This window comes from Allgaiera indica (assembly GCF_900106675.1).
GTDB lineage: Bacteria > Pseudomonadota > Alphaproteobacteria > Rhodobacterales > Rhodobacteraceae > Acidimangrovimonas > Acidimangrovimonas indica.
Map to the genome: position 1 here is coordinate 1 of NZ_FNOB01000011.1, position 20583 is coordinate 20583.

A 20583-nucleotide genomic window follows, 5' to 3' on the forward strand; every position below is an offset into this window, starting at 1 on the left:
CACGCGCCCCAGAAAAACGCTGGGCTGGCAAACACCGGCAGAGGCTCTCGACCGGCTGCTCAAACAGGATATGATAGAAGGTGTTGCGACGACCGGTGGAATCCGCCCAATACACCAGCGGGCAGTACCAGCACCTGCTTATCGACAATGGCATCACGTGCTCGATGAGCCGGGCCGGCAATGTCTGGGATCGAGCCATGTGAACGCCACTGGTCCGAGAGACCATGGCGAGGTCAGCGATGGAGAGCTTCTTCTCTTCGCTGAAGACCGAACGGACCGCCTCCAAAGTCTACTGCACCCGCGATGCCGCCCGCGCCGACGTGTTCGATTGCATCGAGCGCTTCTACAATCCGCGGCGGCGTCATTCAAAGCTCGGCTATCCAAGCCCCATGGCATTCGAGGCCCGAGCTATGCAAACCTAACCCGGTGTCCACGAAACAGGCAGCAGCTCAGGGGCGCGAACACGCCTTTAGCCCCCCCCCTCACGCGATTCTGAAAGACCGCGGCGCCTCAAGATCCAGTCCACACAAGTACAAAAGGGCGCCGAAATCTGCTGAGGCCGATGCAGCGCCCTTTCCTTGGATGCCCCCCCCGGCTAGTATGCGCACCAGCCGCCATGGGGCCGGCAGGTACAGGCTGAGAACCCCGCAAAGGGGAAAGCGGACGCACCCGGAACGGTGCGCAAAGGGGGCAAGTATGGCAGTATCCAAGATTTCGGCGCTTGTGCTGATGACGGTCGCGGCCACTGCGCTGGCGGGATGCCAGGACGGGGCGCAACCGTTCGGCTTCCTTAAGGGCACGGGCGGCAAGGCGGCCGCGGGCAAGACCGCCACGGCGGCGACGCCAGAAAGATCGGTCAAGCTGGTCGACCGCGATGTCGAGGCGCCCGAAATCTTTCACGTCACCGCCAAGGGCCTGTGGGATGGGCGGCCTTCGCTGGGGGGCGTCTGGGCCGCCTATCCCGGGGTCCAGAACCCCGAGCGCGTGATCATCCGCAACCCGAAGAGCGGCAAGTTCGTGATCGGGGCGCTGTTCAGGCGCGAAGACAACAACCCCGGCCCCAAGCTTCAGCTTTCCTCGGATGCCGCAACCGCGCTTGGCCTTTACGCGGGCGAGCCCGCGACCGTCAGCGTCACGGCCCTGCGCCGCGAAGAGGCCCCCGTGCCCGCGCCCGACGCCAAGGCGCCGGCCCTGGCCGCCAATGAACAGATCACCTCGAAGCCGCTGGCCTCGGAAGCGGCGCCCGCAAAGCCCGGATCGAAACCGGTGGCCGAGGTGGCCTCGAAGGCGCGTGCCGCGATCGAGAAGGCACAGAACCGCAAGGCCGCGGCAGCCCCCAAGATGACTGCCTCGAAAACCGCGGCCGCGACAACGGCAAGCGCCGTGACATCCGCGCGTAAACCCGAGGCGCGGCCCAAGGCGGCCGCCAAGCCGGCGCCAGCCTCAGGCGCGCGCGACTATCTGCAGATCGGGATCTTCAGCGTCGAGGCCAACGCCAACCGCGCCGCGAACATGGTGTCGAAAGCCGGGGCTCTGGTCCATATCCGGACAGAGAAGAGCCACGGCAAGACCTTCTGGCGCGTCGTCGCGGGGCCCGCCACGTCCGCGACCCAACGCCAAGCGCTGAAGGACAGCGTCAAGAAGCTTGGCTTCAACGATGCCTATTACGTCACCCGCTAGCACAGGAAGAAGCGCCACCGATGATGTTTAGCCGCCTGCTTGCCCCCGTCCTGCTGATCGTCACCCTTGGCGCGGCCCATTCGGCCGCCGCGTTCGACACGATCGCCAGATCGGCCTATGTCGTCGATGTCACCACCGGCACGGTCCTGCTGTCGAAGAACGCCGACACGCCCGAACCGCCGGCGTCGATGTCGAAGCTGATGACGGTGGATCTGCTGTTCCAGGCCCTGGCCGACGGGCGGGTGAAGATGACCGATACCGCCACAGTCTCGCCCGATGCGGTACGACTGACGCATCTGGGCGGATCGACCATGTACCTCAAGGTCGGTGACCGGCCGACGATCAAGCAACTGATCCAGGGGATCATCGTCAATTCCGGCAACGACGCCTGCGTCGCCGTGGCCGAGAAACTGGCCGGCACCGAAAGCGCCTTTGCCAAGATGATGAACGCCAAGGCCAAGGAACTGGGGCTGAAGCATTCCGAATTCGCCAATGCCTCGGGCTGGCCGAACCCGCATCAGCTGATGTCCATGCATGACCTGGCGATGCTGGCCATGCACATCATCAAGACCTACCCGCAATATTACCACTTCTTCGGCGAAACCGAATACGATTACGACGACCGCGCCCCCGGCAATCGATTCAACCGCAACCCGTTGCTGGGGCTGGGGATCGGCGCCGACGGCATGAAGACCGGCCATACCGTGGCCTCGGGCTACGGCCTCGTCGGCACCGCCAAGCGCGACGGGCGCCGGGTGCTGGTGGTGCTCAACGGCCTGCCGACCGAACAAAGCCGCGGCACCGAGGGCGAAAAGCTGATCAACTGGGCCTTTGGCCAGTTCTCGATCAAGGAAGTCGCGAAGAAGGGCCAGGTCCTGGCCGAGGCCCCGGTCTGGATGGGCGACGCGTCCCAGGTGGGGCTGGCACCGGCGAAGGATCTGAAGCTGCTGGTGCCGGTGGTCGGCGGCAGCCAGGTCAGCGCCAAGGTGATCTACGACGCGCCCCTGAAGGCGCCGATCAAGGCGGGAACCAAGGTGGCGGATCTGGTGGTCTCGGCGCCCGGGCTGCAGGACCGCACGATCCCGCTGGTGGCGGCCTCGACGGTGCGCAGGGGCGGCGTGACCAAACGCCTGACCACGGCGGCGGCGCAGCTGTTTCGCCAGGTCGCCGGCCAGGCCGTGAACATGTGACCCGGCGCGGGAAGGAACACGGGTGTTCATCAGCTTCGAGGGCATAGACGGCTCGGGCAAATCCACCCAGGCCCGGCTTCTGGCCGAAGCGCTGCGCGCCGAGGGCCGCGAGGTCGTGCTGACGCGCGAGCCCGGCGGATCCCCGGGCGCCGAGGAGATCCGCCGCCTGGTACTGGAAGGCGACCCCGACCGCTGGTCGGCCGAGACCGAGATCCTGCTGTTCACCGCCGCCCGCCGCGATCACCTGGAAAAGACTATCCGTCCGGCGCTGGCGGCGGGCAAGATCGTGATCTCCGACCGTTTCGCCGACAGCACCCGGCTTTATCAGGGCATCACCCGGGGCGATCTGCGCGCCGTGGTCGACCGGCTGCACGATCTGATGATCGGGATCGAGCCCGACCTGACCCTGATCATCGACATGGACCCGGCCGAGGGCCTGGCCCGCGCCCTGGGCCGCCAGGGCACCGAAGAGCGGTTCGAAAGCTTCGGCGAAGGGCTTCAGGTACGGATGCGCGACGGCTTCCTGGCGCTGGCGCGCGAATTCCCGACCCGCTGCGTCGTCGTCGACGGCGCCCGCACGGCCGACGTGGTCGCCGCCGATGCCGCCCGCATCACCCGCGACCGGCTGATGCGCACCAGGGACGGGGCCCTCGGCGCATGAGCGATGATCCCACCCCCGAGGCCGACCGCGTCGAAGGCGCCCCCCACCCGCGCGAGACCCGGGCGCTGATCGGCCAGTCCGCGGCCGAGGTGGCGTTTCTTGATGCCTATCGCGCCGGTCGGCTGCACCATGGCTGGCTGATCACCGGCCCGCGCGGCGTCGGCAAGGCGACGCTGGCCTGGCGCATCGCGCGCTTCCTGCTGGCCGAGGAACCGGCGGGCGACACGGGCCTCTTCGGCGCCCCTCCCCCGCCCGAAAGCCTGGACATCCCCGACGACCACCCTGTCGCGCGCCGCATGGCCGCGCTGTCCGAGGGGCGGCTGTTTCTGCTGCGCCGCGCCTGGGACGCCGACAAGAAGCGCCTCAAGGCGCAGATCACCGTGGACGAGGCGCGCAAGCTGAAGGGTTTCTTCGGCCTGTCCTCGGCCGATGGCGGGCGGCGCGTGGTGATCGTCGACGCCGCGGACGAGATGAACGTCTCGGCCGCCAACGCGCTTCTGAAACTGCTGGAGGAGCCGCCTGCCAACACCTCCCTTCTGCTGGTCAGCCACCAGCCCTCGCGCCTGTTGCCGACGATCCGCTCGCGCTGCCGCGAATTGCGGCTGACGACGCTTTCACCCGACGACATGGCCGCCGCGCTTGCGGCCGCGGGCTGTGCGGCTGGGGCCGACACGGCGGCGCTGGCCGAACTGTCCGCCGGCGCGGTGGGAGAGGCCGTGCGGCTGACCAACCTGGGCGGGCTGGAAGGCTATGCCGATCTGGTGCGGCTGTTTTCCGATGTTCCCGGCCTCGACCGTGCCCGCGCGATCCGGCTGGCCGAGGCCTGCGCCGGGCGCGGCGCCGAGGACCGGCTGGACCTGACCATCGGCCTGATCGAAACCTTCCTGGCCCGCCTTGCCCGCGCCGGCGCCACCCGCCGCACCCCGCCCGAGGCCGCGGCGGGCGAGGCCGCGCTTTTCGCCCGCCTCGCGCCCGACGCCGGCGCCGCCCGCCGCTGGGCCGATCTGCACCAAAGCCTGGGGGCCGAGGCCCGCCACGGCCGGGCGGTCAACCTTGACCCTGCCGCGCTGGTGCTCGATATGATCCTAAAGATCGACGAAGCGGCGGCCGGGGTCGCCGCACACTGAGGGCCCCGATGACAGCCGACATCGTAGACAGCCATTGCCACCTCGACTTTCCCGATTTCGAGGGTCAGCTTGACGCCGTCATCGCCCGCGCGGCCGAGGCCGGGGTGACGCGCATGGTCACCATCTGCACCCGACTGCGCAACGAACCCGCCGTCCGCGCCATCGCCGAGGCGCATGATCCGGTGTTCTACGCCGCGGGCACCCATCCGATGAGCGCCGCCGAGGAACCGCTTGCCACGGTCGAGCAGCTGGTCGCGCTGGCCGCACATCCGAAATTCGTGGGCATCGGCGAGACCGGGCTGGATTACCACTACACCGCCGAAAGCAAGGCGGTGCAGAAGCAAAGCCTGCGCATCCACATCGCGGCGGCGCGCGAAACCGGGCTGCCGCTGATCATCCACGCCCGCGACGCCGACGACGACATGGCGCAGATCCTGACGGAAGAGCACCGCGCCGGCCCCTACCCTTGCGTGATGCACTGCTTCTCGTCCTCGGCGACACTTGGCCGCGCCGCGCTGGATCTGGGCTTTTACCTGTCGATGTCGGGGATCGCGGCCTTCCCGCGCTCGACCGAACTGCGCGAGATCTTCGCCGCCGCCCCGGTCGACCGGATCCTGGTGGAAACCGACAGCCCCTACCTTGCCCCGCCGCCGCACCGCGGCAAGCGCAACGAACCGGCCTTCACCGCCCACACCGCCAGGGTGGGCGCCGAGGTCTTCGGCCTCTCCTACGAGGATTTCGCGGCCCGGACCTCGGCCAATTTCGACCGGCTCTTTGCCAAGGCCGCCGCCTGGCGCGGCGCGCAAGGGACCGCGTGATGGCCAGGCTGCGCTTCACCATCCTGGGCTGCGGCTCCTCTGGCGGGGTGCCGCGGCTGGGCGGGCATTGGGGCGAATGCGACCCTCAAAACCCCAAGAACCAGCGCCGCCGCTGTTCGCTGCTGGTCGAGCGCGAGGACGCCCAGGGCACCACGCGGGTGCTGATCGACACCACCCCCGACATGCGCGGCCAGCTTCTGGACGCGGGCGTCGGGCGGCTCGACGCGGTGGTCTATACCCATTCCCATGCCGACCATGTGCACGGCATCGACGACCTGCGCCAGATCGTCTTCAACATGCGCCGCCGCCTGCCCGTCTGGGCCGACGGCGACACGCAGGAGGCGCTGATCGCACGCTTCGGCTATGCCTTCGTGCAGCCCCAGGGCAGCCCCTATCCGCCGATCCTGGACCTGCACACGATCAAGGGCCCCTTCGACATCGCGGGCGAAGGCGGCACGCTGACCTTCCATCCGTTCCGGGTGGGCCACGGGTCGATCGATGCGCTGGGGTTCCGGATCGCCGGTCTTGCCTATCTGCCCGACGTGGCCGAAATCTACGAAGACGCCTGGGGCGCGCTGGAAGGCCTCGATTGCTGGGTGCTCGACGCGCTGCGCCGCCAGCCGCATCCGACCCATGTACATCTGGACCGCGCCCTGGAATGGATCGCCCGCGTGGCGCCGCGCCGAGCGGTGCTGACCAACATGCATATCGACCTGGATTACGAAACGGTGCGCGCCGAGACCCCCGACCACGTCACCCCCGCGCATGACGGCATGATCATCGAATACGAGGTCTGACGCGGTGGAGGCGCTTATCGAGGTCGTCCTGCCGGTTTTTCTGGTCATCGGCTTCGGCTATGGCGTCGCCTGGAAGGGCTGGTTCGCGGAAGAGCATGTCGATGGGCTGATGAAATTCGCCCAGCAATTCGCCATTCCCTGCCTGCTGTTTCGCGCCATCTCGCGCCTCGATCTGGGACAGGAATTCAACCTGCCGCTGTTGGTCAGCTTCTATGCCGGCGCGGTCAGCGGCTTTCTGGCGGCGATGCTGGGCGCGCGGTTCATCTTCAAGCGCCCCTGGGAGGACAGCGTCGCCATCGGCTTCTGCGGGCTGTTTTCCAATTCGCTGCTCTTGGGCCTGCCGATCACCGAACGCGCCTATGGCACGGGCGCGCTGGCGGCGAACTACGCCATCATCGCGCTGCATGCGCCGATCTGCTATGCGCTGGGGATCACCACGATGGAAGTGGTGCGCCACCGCGGCGGCGGGTTGGCGGCGACGGGACGGCGGGTGTTCCGAGCGATGTTCAGCAATGCGCTGGTGATCGGGATCGCGCTGGGCTTCGTGGTCAATATCGGGCATGTGCCGCTGCCCGGCGTCTTCACCGACGCGCTGGACCTGATGGTGCGCGCGGCGCTGCCTGCGGCGCTGTTCGGGCTGGGCGGCGTGCTTTACCGCTATCGGCCAGAGGGCGACCTGCGCACCGTGCTTTACGTCTGCGCCTGTTCGCTGATCCTGCATCCGGTGATCACCTGGTCGCTGGGGTCCGGCTTCGGCCTGGGCACCGCGCCGTTCCGCTCGGCCGTGGTGACCGCGGCGATGCCGCCTGGGGTGAACGCCTATGTCTTCGCCAACATGTATGGCGTGGGCAAACGCGTGGCCGCGACCACCGTGCTGCTGGCCACCACCTTCGCCATCATCACCGCCTGGGTGTGGCTGTCGCTTCTGCCGTGAGGCGCCGCGCGCTAGGCGGAATCTCCGCGCCATGGTATCATTGCGACGCGAACGGGAGGGCCCGGTGATGACGAAGCTTGGATTGACCTTGCTGATCGGCACGACCAAGGGCGCCTTCCTGGCCGACGGCGGCGGCGACCGCAGCGGTTGGCGCGTGCGCGGCCCGTTCTGCGGCGGCTGGCCCATCAACCACGTCATCGGCGATCCCGACAGCGGCACGATCTGGGCCGGCGGCGGCGGCGATTGGTTCGGCGCCGGGGTCTGGCGCTCCTCGGACGGGGGCGAGACCTGGGATCTTACCCGCCTCAGCCCCGGGCAGATGGACGAATGGGCCGCGAATGACGCCGACTTCGCCAGCATGATCGGATGGGAGGCGGCCGAGCTTCCGTTCAAGGGCCTGTTCTCGCAGGTCTGGTCGCTGAATTTCGCCCATGGCACGCTGCATGTCGGCACCAAGCCCGCAAACCTGCTGCGCAGCCGCGACGGCGGCGAAAGCTTCGAGCGGGTCGAGGGGCTGACCGATCATCCCTCGGCCGCCGACTGGTCGCCGGGCGCGGCGGGGCTGGTGCTGCACACGATCGTCCCCGATCCCGGCGATGCGCGGAAGATGTGGGTGGGGATATCCGCCGCGGGCGTCTTCGCCACCGAGGACGGCGGCACCAGCTGGGAGCGCCGCAACCGCCTGTCGAATGCCGAGGCCTGCGATCACCACAGCCACCCTGCCGGCCCGAAGGACGGCGAGATCGGCCACTGCGTCCACAACATGATGCGCGCGCCGGGCGATGGCGCCCTGCTGTACCAGCAAAATCACCACGGCGTCTGGCGCAGCGCCGATGGAGGCCGCAGCTGGGAAGACATCACCCAGGGTCTGCCCTCGACCTTCGGCTTCCCGATCCGGGTCCACCCGCGCGATCCGCGCCGGATCTGGACGATTCCGCTGAACGGCGACATGGCGGGCCGCTTTCCGCCGGATGCCGCCGCGGCGGTCTGGCGGTCCTCGGACAGGGGCGACAGCTGGCAGCCGATGCGCCGGGGGCTGCCGCAGGAAGGCTGTTTCTTCACCGTGCTGCGGCAGGCCATGGCCGGCGACGGGCGCGATCCGGCCGGTGTCTACTTCGGGACCAACAGCGGCTCTGTCTTCGCCAGTTTGGACGAGGGGGACAGCTGGGGCGAAATCGTCCGCCATCTGCCCACGATCCTTTCTGTCGAGACGCTGGACCGGGCTTGAACGACGGCGCAGCCCCCCATCCGACGGCCTTTCAGCCGGCTAACCCCGAGACAGCGGCAACGACGAGCCCGCACCCGAGCGCCGCGCCCGAATTCGGACCCCGCCATGCTGGATTGCACCGCTCAATCCAGCCGATCCTCGGTGAACAGGTAAAGCCCCAGAGTCAGCGCCACGAAGCCCGCGAAGAACAGGAAGATCGCGCTATAGGGGGCGATCGGTCCCGCCCCGCCCCAGGCGGCGTGGATGCGCCCGGTCACCACCTGCATCAGCCCGGTGCCGCCGATGCCCACCAGCGTCAGCAATGTCACGCCACGCCCCACCAGATGCGGGGGCAGGAAGCCGCGCCCATGCGCCATCACCGCCGAATAGGAGGCCCCGAAGACCCCCAGCGCGGCCAGCCCCAAGGTCGCCTGCCAAAGCCCCGCCGCCGGCCACAACCCCATCGCCAGAAGGCTTAGGCAGGCCAGCACATTGCCCCCGAACACGCCCCATTTGCGCGACCCGATCACCCGGTCGAGCGGGCCGTAAAGGAAATTGCCCGCGATCATTGCCAGCCCCATCACCAGGCTGACGCGGCCGATCCCGCCCGCATCCAGCCCGTAGACATCGCCCAGCCACGGCCCGACCCAGAGGCCGCGAATATCGGCCGCCGGGGCATAGCCGGCCACCATCATCGGCGCCAGCAGCCACAGCGAACGCTCGCGCAGCAAACCCCGCAACGTCAGCCCGTCCCCGTCGCGCGCGACCGGCGCGGGATCATGCACGAACCGCCACAGCGCCGCCGCGGCCAGCAGCGTCACCACGCCCACCCCGGCCACCGCCGCGCGCCAGCCATAGGTCTGCGCGGCCCAGGCCAGCGGCAGTGTGCCCGCGATGTTGCCGAAGGATCCGATCCCCACCGTCATCCCCGCCAGCGTGGCGAACAGCGCCGGCGGATATTCCCGCGCATAGATATAATAGGCCGCCACCAGCACCGGCGCGCAGCCCAGCCCCGTCAGCACCATCGCCACGGTGATTCCGATCGGTCCCTGGGCCAGCGCAAAGCAAAACGCCCCGCCGCCGCCCAGCACCGCCAGCGGCACCGCCGCCGTCAGCCGCGGCCCGATCCGATCCAGCGCCCAGCCGATCGGCAGCTGCGCCAGCGCGAAGGCCACGAACCACAACCCCGAGGCCCATGCCAGGCTGTCCGCCCCCACCCCCAGATCTCGCATCAGGAAGGGAGCCAGCACTGCCAGGAACGCGCGGTAGAACTGGCTGAGCACATAGCCCAGCACCAAGAATACCACCCCTGTCGAGACCCGTCTCCTGCCCATCGGCGCATCATGCAACTCGCCGGTGCCGCGGCAAGCCCTTTCGCATCGGCCGCCGGCGGGATTTCCGCTCCGCCGCACCCGCCTGGACAGGATCGCCTCTTGCGTCATGGCAGCCGCCCGCGCTAAGAGGCGGCGCGCTACATGGCAAGGGTGATTAGCTCAGTTGGTAGAGCGCCTCGTTTACACCGAGGATGTCGGGAGTTCGAGTCTCTCATCACCCACCAGCGCCCTCACGAATCCCACGACGGTGGCCATTGCGCCCGATCCTACGGCTTGCCCGCCAGATAAAGCTCGAACGCCTTCAACGTGCGGCGCGAGACATGATGCTCGATCCCTTCCGCGTCGGCCTCGGCATGTTCGGGCGGCACGCCGACCGCGACCAGCAGATCCACCACCGTGCGGTGGCGGGCGCGCACCCGATCGGCCAGCGCCGCGCCCTCGTCGGTCAGGAATACCCCGCGATAAGGCCGCGAGGTGGCCAGCCCCTCGCGCTTGAGCCGCGCCACCGCCTTGGTCGCGGTCGGATGGGCCACCCCCATGCGTTCGGCGATATCGGCGACGCGGGCCTCACCATGCACGGCGATCAGATCGCCGATCATCTCGACGTAATCCTCCAGCACCGCCTTGGCCTGCGCCTCGCGCGCGCGCGCAAAACGCCCGGCCTGTTCGGATGGAGACGCCTCGGATGCTGGGCGGTCGTCCTCGATCATCCCTCTCTCTCCCGCGCCGGCCCCGGCGGGCAGTCGCCGGGGGTGACAGATAGCATCCTGAAGCCGCAGAAATCAATATAGCCGAGGGTGAATTTCGGGGCCTGATCCGGAGTTTGCCGCCAGCCTGCCCCGCACGCCGCGTCGCGAGGACAGCGCCGGTCCGTCAACCTGCCCTGCGACGCCCTGAGGACCATCCGCCAGGCCGAACTGCAAGACCTCCACCCTGATTTCGCGACTGCCGATCGCGCCAGAGGGGTCCTGCCCCGCGCTGCGGCTTCGGCTTCCGCCCGGCGTTCGTCGCCCCGATCCGCCCGGCCTGAATAATATGCCCCCTTGCGGATAATGTAGCCTTGGCTATATTCCTTTGCGAAACGCAATCCGGAACCTCTGATGACCAGCTCCGAACGTACACGCCTTGGCATGAGTGCCGTCCTTTCGGGCGAGAGGAGGGGATTTGGCGCCAAGTTCCTGTTCGTAGGCCCGGCGGTGATCGCCTCGATCGCCTATGTCGATCCCGGCAATTACGCGACCAACATCCAGGCCGGGGCCGGCTACGGCTATACGCTGCTGTGGGTCGTGCTGATGGCCAACCTGATCGCCATGCTGTTCCAGGCGCTTTCGGCGCGGCTGGGGATCGTCACCGGCAAGAACCTGGCCGAGATGTCGCGCGACAACTTCCCCCGCCCCGTCGTCTGGGCGATGTGGGCGGTCAGCGAAGTGGCGGCGATGGCCACCGATCTGGCAGAATTCCTGGGCGGTGCGATCGGCCTGGCGCTTCTGTTCAATATACCGCTGATCTGGGGGATGGCGGTCACCGCGATCGTCACCTACGGCATCCTGATCTTCGAGCGCAAAGGCTTCCGCCCGATGGAGCTGATCATCGGCACGATGGTCGCGATCATATCGTTGTGCTACCTGGTCGAGATTTTCATAGCCCCCGTCAACTGGGGCTCGGCCGCCGTGGGGCTGGTGACGCCGGATCTTCCCGACGCGGCCGCGCTGACCATCGCGGTGGGCATCATCGGGGCCACGGTCATGCCCCATGCCGTCTATCTGCATTCCGGGCTGACCCAGAATCGCGTTGTCATCCGCAACGACACGGACCGCCGCAAGGTGCTGCGGTTCTCCAACATCGAGGTGATCGCGGCCCTCGCCGTGGCCGGGATGGTCAACATGGCGATGGTGATCATGGCCGCCTCTGCCTTCCATCAAGGCCATAGCGACGTCGCCGAGATCGAGACCGCCTATCACACGTTGACTCCGCTTCTGGGATCCGCCGCGGCGGCGGTGTTCCTGGTCTCGCTGATCACCTCCGGGGTGTCGAGTTCGGTTGTCGGCACCATGGCGGGGCAGATGATCATGCAGGGCTTCCTGCATTTCCATGTTCCGATCTGGTTGCGCCGCCTGATCACCATGTTGCCCGCCTTCGCGGTGGTCGCGATCGGCTTCAACGCGACCGAAGCGCTGGTGATGAGCCAGGTCGTGCTGTCGATCGCGCTGCCGGTGCCGATGATTGCGCTGGTCATCTTCACCTCGCGCCGCGATGTGATGGGGGATTTCACCATCGGCCCGGCGATGCGGGTACTGGCGATCCTGGGCGCGACCGTGGTGCTGGGGCTGAACTTCGTGCTTCTCGCCCAGACCTTCGGCGTGCCGATCCCGTTTCTGGTGGGCTGACCCCCTGGCCGCGCCTGCCGGCTAAAGGCTATGCCCCTCGGGGGAGGACAGCAGCTTGCGCTCGGGCAGCCAGGGGTCAAGCTTCAGCGCGGCACGGATGGTCTGCTTGGCGGCTTTGACCCGCCCCATCCGCATCAGCACCAGCGCCTTGCCCGACAGCGCGCCCACATGGTTCGGCACGCGGGCCAAGACGTGGTTCGCATCCTTCAGCGATGCCGCATCCTGCCCGGCCAGGAATTCGCTGAAGGCCCGCTGATTGTAGGCCTCGACGAAATCGGGGCAGGTCTTGATCAGCCGGGTCAGCGTGTCGATCGAACCCTGAAGGTCGCCCTGGGCGCGCTGGGCACGGGCGGCGTTCAGCAACGCCTGGGATTCGGGACCAGGGGCGCGCAGCTGGATCATCCAGAATTCGCCCATCAGCGCGGCGGCCTCCTTGGCCGATCCGGCCTTCTGCAGGTCCGCGATCACCGCCGCGCGCGCCGGCCCCTTGTCGGGGCCCGCCGGGCAGGCCACCGCCGCGACAGGCGAAAGAAGGGCCATCAGAAAGCTTGCGTAGCGCATCGCCGAATGATGCCGCGACGGGTCGGGAAGTCAAGCGCGGGGCGCGTCAGTGGACGCCGGCGCTAGCCCAGATGAAACCGGCGACGGGGTAGATGCTGCCGAACTTGTCGGGCCGGCTTTCGACCCGCACCTTCGACCAATCGTTGTCAGCCGAGACGTCGATCACCGCCATCCCAAGGGATACCTTGTTGCGGTGCCAATTCGCCTGATCGACCAGGATCTTGCGCGACGAAACCACCTTGGAAACCACCGCCACATGACCCAGCGGAATGCGTCGCGTCGGGCGGAACGTCATCACCGCGCCGACCTTGGGTTCATGGCTGCGGTCATAGCGATGGGCGGCCTGGCTCCACCAGGTTCGTGCATTGCCGTGGATATCGACGCCGCTCGCGACCCGCGCGAAGGGGACGCACCAAAGCCTGCGCCCGCTGGCGCGGATCTCATGCGCCTCCTTCAACGCGGCGGCGCGGCGGACGGGGCTTAGCTCTTGCGGGGCGCCGGCACCGCGCGAAACCGGAGGTTGGGAACAAGCCGCCGTGAACAGCAGCAAAACAGGCATCAAAAGCGCCCCGACTCTCGGTCGACCGGCATGTTTCAATCTGCAACACTCCCCAGAGCGGTCGGCCCCACCGCATTCGGTCGCGTGGCGATGGGCCACGGGGCGGATCCGGGCGGCACTTTTTCAGTTTATGAAGCAAAATCAACCCCTCCGCGCCGGGATTGGCGAACTTCCGCCTTCCGGGCTGCGTCTTGCGCGGCCGTTCGCCGCCAAGGCACGGCGCAAGGGTCAGCCGGACGAGGTGCCGAAGTCATGCGACCGGGGGGCGGAAGGGACCGCTTGCGCGGGTCAGCCCTGCTGGCGTTCGGACCGGATGAGCCACAGATTGCGGGCGTAGATCACCACCCCCATCGACTGTCCCAGCGTGAACACCGGATCGCGCCGATAAAGCGCATAGGCCAGCAGGACCAACCCGCCCGCGATCGAGAAATACCAAAACAGGATCGGCATCACCGAGCGATGCGCCCGCTCGGAGGCGATCCATTGCACCAGGAAGCGACCGGTGAACATCAACTGGCCCAGAAGGCCGACCATCACCCAGGTCAGTTCAAGCCCGTCGTCAACATGAAACCAGTTCATCATTTGGTTGATCATCGCCCCCCCTTTCCCGGCGAAGGGCGCGCGCCCTCTTCCAGGGCCCGAACCTTCTTGCGGCGCGCGATCAGCCAGGCCACCCCGATCAGATCGCGCACCCCGACCACGGCCCGCTGCAGGTTCGAATAGTTCGACTGCCCGGTCTGGCGCTCGCGGTGGGTCACGTCGACAAGAACGATTTCCCATCCATCGCGGCGCGCAAGGGCCGGCAGGTAGCGGTGCATGTGATCGAAATAGGGAAATCCCAGGAACATGTCGCGCCGGAACCCTTTCAAGCCGCAGCCGGTGTCGCGCGTGCCGTCCTTCAGGATCCAGCCGCGCAGCGCATTGGCAATGCGCGAAGCCAGGCGTTTCGACAGATCGTCGCGCCGCCCCACCCGCTGACCCGCGACCAGGCCAATCCGGCCGCTGGTGTCGTTCAGAAGCGGCGTCCAGAGCTTCGGCAATTCCTCTGGCGGGTTCTGGCCGTCGCCGTCCAGCGTGCAGCAGATCGGCGAGCGCGCCGCGCAGACGCCAGAATGCACTGCCGCGCTCTGCCCGCCCGAGTGCGGATGGCGCAAGAGGCGTAGTTGCGGGATTCGGGCCTGCAGCGCCTCGATCCGCGCAGCGGTATCGTCGGTCGAGCCGTCGTCGACCGCGATGATCTCGAATTCCGGCAGCACCGAACAGGCCGCGACGATCCCTTGGATCAGCGGCTCCGCGGCCTCGGCCTCATTGTGCATCGGAATGACGATGGCGACTGATTTCACCCTGCGGCCGTCCCTCGGCGCCTGAAAATTGATGGGCTTGATCTAGGTTCGGTTGGCAATGGTGTCAATGAAACGCTGCGTCGCAGCGCGATCGCACGAACGGCTTGCGCCGCGAAGTCCGGCAATCGGCAGTCCCCGCCCCGGGCACGCGAATGTGAGCGCCGCGCATATGCGTGCCCCCTTCCGTTTCGGCGGCCGCGACGCTAGCTCATCGAGGCGGGTTCGCGCCCGCACAACCGGAGACCAGTTCCAATGCCAACCCACAGTAGAACGACCGCGCAACGCCTGCCGGATTGAGGGTTGCCTCCTCTTCCGGTGGTCCGGGGCCGGTCGGAGGAGAAGAAAATGCGGGCGTTCATCCAAAACAGATTCGAGTCGCTCTCGGAATGGATCTCGAAGGTGCTGGGCAACCCCTACGCCTTTCTGATCGCCCTGTTCACGGTGCTGATGTGGGCGCTCAGCGGCCCCATTTTCGCCTTTTCGGACACCTGGCAGCTGATCATCAACACCGGCACCACGATCGCCACCTTCCTGATGGTCTTCCTGCTGCAAAACACCGGCAACCGCACGATCGAGGAAATGCAGGAAAACCTGCACCGCCTGCAGTATCAGAACGACGCGATCTTGCTGGAATTGCGGGCATTGCGGCTGGCCGCGTCCCGCGAAGCCATCGGATCGGACATGACGCCCGACGCGCACCCCGGCTCGGCGCCGCGGCAGGCGGCCTGACGGGCGCGCGGCGCCTTGCACCGAAGCTGAAATCTGTCAGTTTGGCGCGCATGACGCATGACTTCCTCATCATCGGCGGCGGCATCGCGGGCATCGCCGCCGCCGCGACCCTGTCGCCCCTCGGCCAGGTGCTGCTGCTCGAGGCCGAGGACCATTTCGCCCATCATGCCTCGGGCCGTTCGGCCGCCTTGTTCGAGCCCAGCTATGGCCTGCCGCCGATCAACGCGCTGAGCCGTGCGAGCGAAGACCACCTGGCCCATGCCGACGGCGGCGTGTTAAGCGCGCGGGGTTTTATGGTGGTCGCCGGCGCCGAGGAACGCGCCGCCTTCCAGGCCGATTGCACCGCAATGGCCATGACCCGGATCAGCGTCGAAGAGGCCTGCGCGCGGGTGCCGATCCTGAACCCCGAAACCGTCGCGCTGACGGCGATCGCCGATCATGCCCAGGACATCGACACCGATCTTCTGATCCAGAACTTCCTGCGCCGCGCCCGCGCCAACGGGGGCCAGACGCTGACCGGCGCACGCGTGACCGCGATCGCGCGCCGGGGCGGTGCCTGGCAGGTGGAAACGCCCAAGGGCAGCTTTCGCGCGGCGGCCCTGGTCAACGCCGCCGGTCCCTGGGCGGACCAGGTGGCGCAGATGGCGGGGGCGGCGCCAATGGGCCTGACCCCCTATCGCCGTTCGATGGCGCGGATCCCCGCCCCCGGCGGGCACGACGTCTCGGGCTGGCCTATGATCTTCGGCGCGGGCGAAAGCTGGTATGCCAAGCCCGATGCTGGTGCGCTGATCGTCTCGCCCGCGGATGAGGACCCCAGCACCCCGCATGACGCCTATGCCGATGACATGGTGCTGGCCGAGGGCATCGCGCGCTACGAGGCGCGGATGCGCGTGCCGGTGACGCGGCTGCTGGCCAATTGGGCGGGGTTGCGCACCTTCGCCTCCGATCGGGTGCTGGTGATCGGGCCGGACCCGGCGCTACCCGATTTCTTCTGGTCTGCCGGCCAGGGAGGCTATGGCTTCCAGACCTCGGCCGGGGCGGCGAACCTGCTGGCGGCGCTGGTCGGTGGCACCGCCCCGCAGCTAGAGGCCGACATGGTTGCCGCCCTTTCGCCCGGGCGCTTCGCGCGATGACCGGGCTACAGCTTCCCGACAGCGCCGCGCTGCGCGCCCAGGCCGAGGGGGGGTGCCGGATCAGCCCGTCGGCGCTGCGCAATGTCGAGCCGATCCTGGCGCAGATGGAACTGCACGCCCCACAGACCGGCCGCGCCCTGGAAATTGCCAGCGGCACCGGTCAGCACATGGTGCGCTATGCCGCCCGCCGGCCCAATCTGACCTGGCAGCCCAGCGATCTGAACCCCGCCAACATGGCCTCGATCGCGGCGTGGCGGCAGGCTTCGGGCGCGGCGAACATCCGGGCGCCGATCACGCTGGACGCCGGCACGCCCGGCTGGGCGGCCAAACTGGGGCCTTTGAATCTGGTCGTGATGGTCAATGTCCTGCATCTGGTGACTGAGGCGGCCGCTTGCACCATCCTGGCCGAAACCGCCGCGGCGCTGGCCCCCGCAGGGGTGGCGCTGATCTACGGTCCCTTCCTGCGCGACGGTGTGCCGACCAGCGAAGGGGACCGGCGCTTCGATGAAAGCCTGCGCGCCCAGAACGCGGGGCTGGGCTACAAGGATGCGGCCTGGGTGGCCGCGCGCCTGGCCGCGGCCGGGCTGACCCCTGCCCCACCTGCCGAAATGCCCGCCAACAACCTGATGTTCGTCGCCCGCGCGGCACGCTGAGGAGCGGCCCAGAAATGCGAAACGCGCCCGGAAGGCCCCGGGCGCGTTTCAGATGAATGGTGGGTGATAAGAGATTCGAACTCCTGACATCTTCGATGTGAACGAAGCGCTCTACCACTGAGCTAATCACCCGTTGGCGCGCGTCTTAGCGTCCCGCGCGGGACGACGCAAGAGGGCGGATCAGCTTTCTTCGTCCTCCGCCCCCAGGGCGGCCGACCGCCCCTTGCGACGCAGCTTCAGCGTGATCACTTCGGCCGAACCCGCGTCCCGCGATCTCACGATCCGGACCTTGCCCAGAGGCGGCAGATTCAGCGCCTCGCCGTCGGCCAGTGCCTGGCCGATAATCGCCAGCGTCGCCTCGACGATCTGCTTCACCTGCGGTTTCTTCGCGTCGGTTGCCGCAACCACGCGGGCGAACAGCTCGCGCTTGAGCAAGGTCACCTCGACGCCGCGATCCTCTGCAAGATCCGCGTCCTGCGCGGAGGTCGACGGGATCGAGGGGGCGGCATCGGCGCCCGAAACAGCGGGCGTTGTGGTCTTCGGCGACATTGCCATCGCGGGGCCCTCCATGGGGTAGCTGCGGCATGATACCGGGTCGCCCCGGGGCTTGTCACCTATGCCGATGCCCCGGCTGCCGCCGTCGCGCGGGCCTTCACACCTACCCGCCGGCACAGGCCAGCCGCGGAGGGGCGGAGGATCGGAAGGCGGAGGAAGAAAGGTCGAAGAATGGGTTCGGGCACGCCATTGCCGAGGGACGCCCCAAACGACAGCGGCGGGAAGCCGAAGCCCCCCGCCGCGATCGATTCGTGCCCCGCGATCAATGCGCGGTGGCAGCCTGCCCTTCGCTTGGCGCCGTGACGGCGGCGGCCTTGGCGGCGGCCTCCTCGGCCTCCTCGTCCCATTCCACCGGCTCGGGCGTCCGCACCAGCGCATGTTTCAGCACGTCGCGCACATGGGCCACCGGAATGATCGTCAGCCCCTCCTTCACATTGTCGGGGATCTCGGGCAGGTCCTTGGCGTTTTCCTCGGGGATCAGCACCGTCTTGATACCGCCGCGCAGCGCCGCCATCAGCTTTTCCTTCAGCCCGCCGATCGCCAGCGCGTTGCCGCGCAGCGTGACCTCGCCGGTCATGGCGATGTCCTTGCGCACCGGGATCTGGGTCAGCACCGAAACGATCGCCGTCACCATCGCCAGACCGGCCGAGGGCCCGTCCTTCGGCGTCGCGCCCTCGGGGACGTGGACGTGGATATCGATCTTCTCGAACTTGGGCGGCTTCACCCCGATCTCGGGGCTGATCGAGCGCACGAAGCTGGACGCCGCGTCGATCGATTCCTTCATCACGTCGCCCAGCTTGCCGGTGGTCTTCATCCGGCCCTTGCCGGGCAGCTTCAGCGCCTCGATCGACAAAAGCTCACCGCCGACGCTGGTCCAGGCCAGCCCGGTGACCACGCCGATCTGGTCCTCCTTCTCGGCCAGGCCGTAGCGGAACTTCTTCACGCCCAGGAAGTCTTCCAGGTTCTCGGGCTCGATCGACACGGCCTTGACCTTCGACTTGACGATCTCGGTCACTGCCTTGCGGGCAAGTTTCGCAATCTCGCGCTCCAGGTTCCGCACCCCGGCCTCGCGGGTATAGGTGCGGACCATCTCGGTCAGCGCCGCATCCGAGATCGAGAACTCGTTCTTCTTCAGACCGTGGCCCTTGATCTGCTTGGGCAGCAGGTGCTGGCGCGCGATCTCGCGCTTCTCGTCCTCGGTGTAGCCGGCCAGCGGGATGATCTCCATCCGGTCCAGCAGCGGCCCCGGCATGTTGTAGGAGTTCGCCGTCGTCAGGAACATCACGTTCGAAAGGTCGTATTCGACCTCCAGATAGTGATCGACGAAGGTGGCGTTCTGCTCGGGGTCGAGCACCTCGAGCATGGCGCTGGCCGGATCGCCACGGAAATCCTGGCCCATCTTGTCGATTTCATCGAGCAAGATCAGGGGGTTCGTGGTCTTGGCCTTCTTCATCGCCTGGATGATCTTGCCGGGCATAGAGCCGATATAGGTCCGCCGGTGACCGCGGATCTCGCTTTCGTCGCGCACGCCGCCCAGGGAGATGCGGATGAACTCGCGTCCCGTGGCGCGTGCCACCGACCGCCCGAGCGAGGTCTTGCCCACGCCCGGAGGCCCGACAAGGCACAGGATCGGCCCCTTCAGCTTGGCCGAACGGGCCTGCACCGCGAGGTATTCGACGATGCGTTCCTTGACCTTTTCAAGCCCGTAGTGATCGTGATCGAGGATCTCCTCGGCCTTCGACAGATCCTTTTTCACCCGGCTTTTCTTGTTCCACGGCACGCCCAGAAGCCAGTCGAGGTAGTTGCGCACCACCGTCGCCTCGGCGCTCATCGGGCTCATGGACTTGAGCTTCTTCAACTCCGCGTCGGCCTTCTCGCGCGCCTCCTTGGACAGCTTGGTGGCCGCGACGCGCTCTTCCAGCTCGGCCACCTCGTTCTGGCCCTCCTCGCCGTCGCCCAGCTCCTTCTGAATGGCCTTCATCTGCTCATTCAGGTAATATTCGCGCTGGGTGCGCTCCATCTGGCTTTTCACGCGGGTCTTGATCTTCTTCTCGACCTGCAGGACCGACATCTCGCCCTGCATCAGGCCGTAGACCTTTTCCAGCCGCTCGGCCACGTCGAGGGTTTCCAGAAGCTCCTGCTTCTGCGCGACCTCGATGCCCAGATGGCCCGCGACCAGATCGGCCAGACGGGCGGGTTCCGAGGTTTCGGCCACCGCCGCCAGCGCCTCTTCGGGGATGTTCTTCTTGACCTTGGCGTAACGCTCGAACTCGTCCCCGACCGACCGGGTCAGCGCCTTTACGGCGTCCGCATCGCCCGGCATTTCCGTCAGCAGCGCGGCCTCGGCCTCGAAATACTTGTCGTTGGGAAGGAATTCGGTGATCCGCACGCGCGCGCGGCCCTCGACCAGAACCTTCACCGTACCGTCGGGCAACTTCAGAAGCTGCAGCACATTGGCCAGCACGCCGGCCTTGAAGATGCCGTCGCTGGCGGGGTCGTCCTCGGCGGGGTCGATCTGGCTCGACAGCAGGATCTGCTTGTCTTCGGCCATGACCTCCTCCAGCGCCCGGACGGATTTCTCGCGGCCCACGAAAAGCGGCACTATCATGTGCGGGAACACCACGATGTCACGCAACGGCAACACCGGGTAGCTGGGGAGAAGGGTCTCGGTCATTCGCGTTCCTTTCTGGCGGAAGAGCCCGGCCCCAAAGATCGGCGACCCGGCGCTCCCCTGTTCTTCCCATATCTGGGGGCCGGCGGGATGTTGTTCAACCTCGGCATGGCGCTGCCGGACACAATGGCCCGTGGTGGCGCCCGGAGCAAGTCGGCAATCCTGTCGAATTGTCGCGTCTTCGTCGCGATCGGGCCGCCTTCAGGGGCCAGATCCAGCCGGGCGCGCGCCGAAAACCGGGCGC

20 protein-coding genes, 2 tRNA genes and 1 pseudogene are annotated in these 20583 nt (G+C 67.5%); 14 read left to right on the forward strand and 9 right to left on the reverse strand.

The annotated features are described in order from the left end of the window. Positions 1-104: 104 nt before the first annotated feature. From BLV97_RS11250 to BLV97_RS11290, 9 genes and pseudogenes are all read left to right on the forward strand, one after another. A pseudogene (locus BLV97_RS11250) lies at positions 105-422 on the forward strand (IS3 family transposase); the annotation flags it as partial. Between the two features lie 274 nt (positions 423-696). After that, a complete protein-coding gene (locus BLV97_RS11255; RefSeq protein ID WP_035845598.1) occupies positions 697-1680 on the forward strand; it encodes an SPOR domain-containing protein in 984 nt (327 codons plus the stop codon). 20 nt (positions 1681-1700) lie between these two features. Further along, positions 1701-2870: a D-alanyl-D-alanine carboxypeptidase family protein gene (locus BLV97_RS11260; protein WP_035845600.1), complete on the forward strand. Its 1170-nt coding sequence runs from the start codon at positions 1701-1703 to the stop codon at positions 2868-2870. Positions 2871-2892: 22 nt separating this feature from the next. Further along, complete coding sequence (tmk, locus tag BLV97_RS11265) at positions 2893-3531, forward strand: dTMP kinase (RefSeq protein ID WP_035845603.1); 639 nt, start codon at positions 2893-2895, stop codon at positions 3529-3531. Beyond that, entirely contained in the window at positions 3528-4658 is a 1131-nt protein-coding gene (locus tag BLV97_RS11270) for a DNA polymerase III subunit delta' (protein WP_035845606.1), read from the forward strand. The genes tmk and BLV97_RS11270 overlap by 4 nt, the downstream gene beginning before the upstream one ends. A gap of 8 nt (positions 4659-4666) precedes the next feature. Then, on the forward strand, positions 4667-5476 hold the full coding sequence (locus tag BLV97_RS11275) for a TatD family hydrolase (RefSeq protein ID WP_092164069.1): 810 nt from the start codon (positions 4667-4669) through the stop codon (positions 5474-5476). After that, on the forward strand, positions 5476-6273 hold the full coding sequence (locus BLV97_RS11280) for an MBL fold metallo-hydrolase (protein WP_035845613.1): 798 nt from the start codon (positions 5476-5478) through the stop codon (positions 6271-6273). Before BLV97_RS11275 ends, BLV97_RS11280 begins: the two co-directional genes overlap by 1 nt. A gap of 4 nt (positions 6274-6277) precedes the next feature. After that, positions 6278-7207, forward strand: a complete 930-nt coding sequence (locus tag BLV97_RS11285; protein WP_092164070.1) for an AEC family transporter — start codon at positions 6278-6280, stop codon at positions 7205-7207. A gap of 67 nt (positions 7208-7274) precedes the next feature. Next, on the forward strand, positions 7275-8435 hold the full coding sequence (locus tag BLV97_RS11290; RefSeq protein ID WP_035845618.1) for a beta propeller repeat protein: 1161 nt from the start codon (positions 7275-7277) through the stop codon (positions 8433-8435). 122 nt (positions 8436-8557) lie between these two features. On the opposite strand, the gene BLV97_RS11295 is transcribed toward BLV97_RS11290, so the two are convergent. Beyond that, positions 8558-9748 carry an MFS transporter gene (locus BLV97_RS11295; protein ID WP_035845620.1) on the reverse strand — a complete coding sequence of 397 codons (1191 nt, stop codon included), beginning with the start codon at positions 9746-9748 and terminating at the stop codon, positions 8558-8560. A gap of 148 nt (positions 9749-9896) precedes the next feature. Here BLV97_RS11295 and BLV97_RS11300 point away from each other — a divergent pair. Next, positions 9897-9972: transfer RNA gene (locus BLV97_RS11300), tRNA-Val, on the forward strand. A 42-nt stretch (positions 9973-10014) separates the two neighbouring features. Here BLV97_RS11300 and mntR read toward each other — a convergent pair. Continuing rightward, on the reverse strand, positions 10015-10458 hold the full coding sequence (mntR, locus tag BLV97_RS11305) for a manganese-binding transcriptional regulator MntR (protein WP_051646250.1): 444 nt from the start codon (positions 10456-10458) through the stop codon (positions 10015-10017). Positions 10459-10848: 390 nt separating this feature from the next. On the opposite strand from mntR, the gene BLV97_RS11310 reads away from it, so the two are divergent. Next, positions 10849-12135: an Nramp family divalent metal transporter gene (locus BLV97_RS11310; RefSeq protein WP_035845623.1), complete on the forward strand. Its 1287-nt coding sequence runs from the start codon at positions 10849-10851 to the stop codon at positions 12133-12135. A 21-nt stretch (positions 12136-12156) separates the two neighbouring features. On the opposite strand, the gene BLV97_RS11315 is transcribed toward BLV97_RS11310, so the two are convergent. From BLV97_RS11315 to BLV97_RS11330, 4 genes are all read right to left on the reverse strand, one after another. Continuing rightward, positions 12157-12675 (reverse strand): tetratricopeptide repeat protein, encoded by a 519-nt coding sequence (locus BLV97_RS11315; RefSeq protein ID WP_143037515.1) that lies wholly within the window; start codon positions 12673-12675, stop codon positions 12157-12159. A gap of 67 nt (positions 12676-12742) precedes the next feature. Then, a complete protein-coding gene (locus BLV97_RS11320) occupies positions 12743-13255 on the reverse strand; it encodes a CHAP domain-containing protein (RefSeq protein ID WP_051646251.1) in 513 nt (170 codons plus the stop codon). 288 nt (positions 13256-13543) lie between these two features. Further along, entirely contained in the window at positions 13544-13849 is a 306-nt protein-coding gene (locus BLV97_RS11325) for a lipid-A-disaccharide synthase N-terminal domain-containing protein (protein WP_035845630.1), read from the reverse strand. Next, complete coding sequence (locus tag BLV97_RS11330; RefSeq protein WP_210184786.1) at positions 13846-14598, reverse strand: glycosyltransferase family 2 protein; 753 nt, start codon at positions 14596-14598, stop codon at positions 13846-13848. Before BLV97_RS11330 ends, BLV97_RS11325 begins: the two co-directional genes overlap by 4 nt. 345 nt (positions 14599-14943) lie before the next feature. Between BLV97_RS11330 and BLV97_RS11335 the strand changes: the two genes are divergently transcribed. From BLV97_RS11335 to BLV97_RS11345, 3 genes are read left to right on the forward strand one after another with little or no spacing between them, the layout of a single operon-like run. Then, entirely contained in the window at positions 14944-15327 is a 384-nt protein-coding gene (locus BLV97_RS11335; protein ID WP_051646253.1) for a low affinity iron permease family protein, read from the forward strand. 50 nt (positions 15328-15377) lie between these two features. Further along, positions 15378-16460 (forward strand): NAD(P)/FAD-dependent oxidoreductase, encoded by a 1083-nt coding sequence (locus tag BLV97_RS11340; protein ID WP_051646254.1) that lies wholly within the window; start codon positions 15378-15380, stop codon positions 16458-16460. Continuing rightward, positions 16457-17113 (forward strand): DUF938 domain-containing protein, encoded by a 657-nt coding sequence (locus BLV97_RS11345; protein ID WP_035845632.1) that lies wholly within the window; start codon positions 16457-16459, stop codon positions 17111-17113. Before BLV97_RS11340 ends, BLV97_RS11345 begins: the two co-directional genes overlap by 4 nt. Positions 17114-17170: 57 nt before the next feature. Here BLV97_RS11345 and BLV97_RS11350 read toward each other — a convergent pair. The 3 genes from BLV97_RS11350 to lon form a co-directional block, all read right to left on the reverse strand. Then, positions 17171-17245, reverse strand: a tRNA-Val gene (locus BLV97_RS11350). A 48-nt stretch (positions 17246-17293) separates the two neighbouring features. Next, the gene (locus BLV97_RS11355; protein ID WP_244521012.1) at positions 17294-17668 is read right to left on the reverse strand and encodes an HU family DNA-binding protein; all 375 of its coding nucleotides are present in this window, start codon (positions 17666-17668) and stop codon (positions 17294-17296) included. 262 nt (positions 17669-17930) lie between these two features. Further along, positions 17931-20342, reverse strand: a complete 2412-nt coding sequence (gene lon / locus BLV97_RS11360) for an endopeptidase La (protein ID WP_035845635.1) — start codon at positions 20340-20342, stop codon at positions 17931-17933. Between the last annotated feature and the right edge of the window lie 241 nt (positions 20343-20583).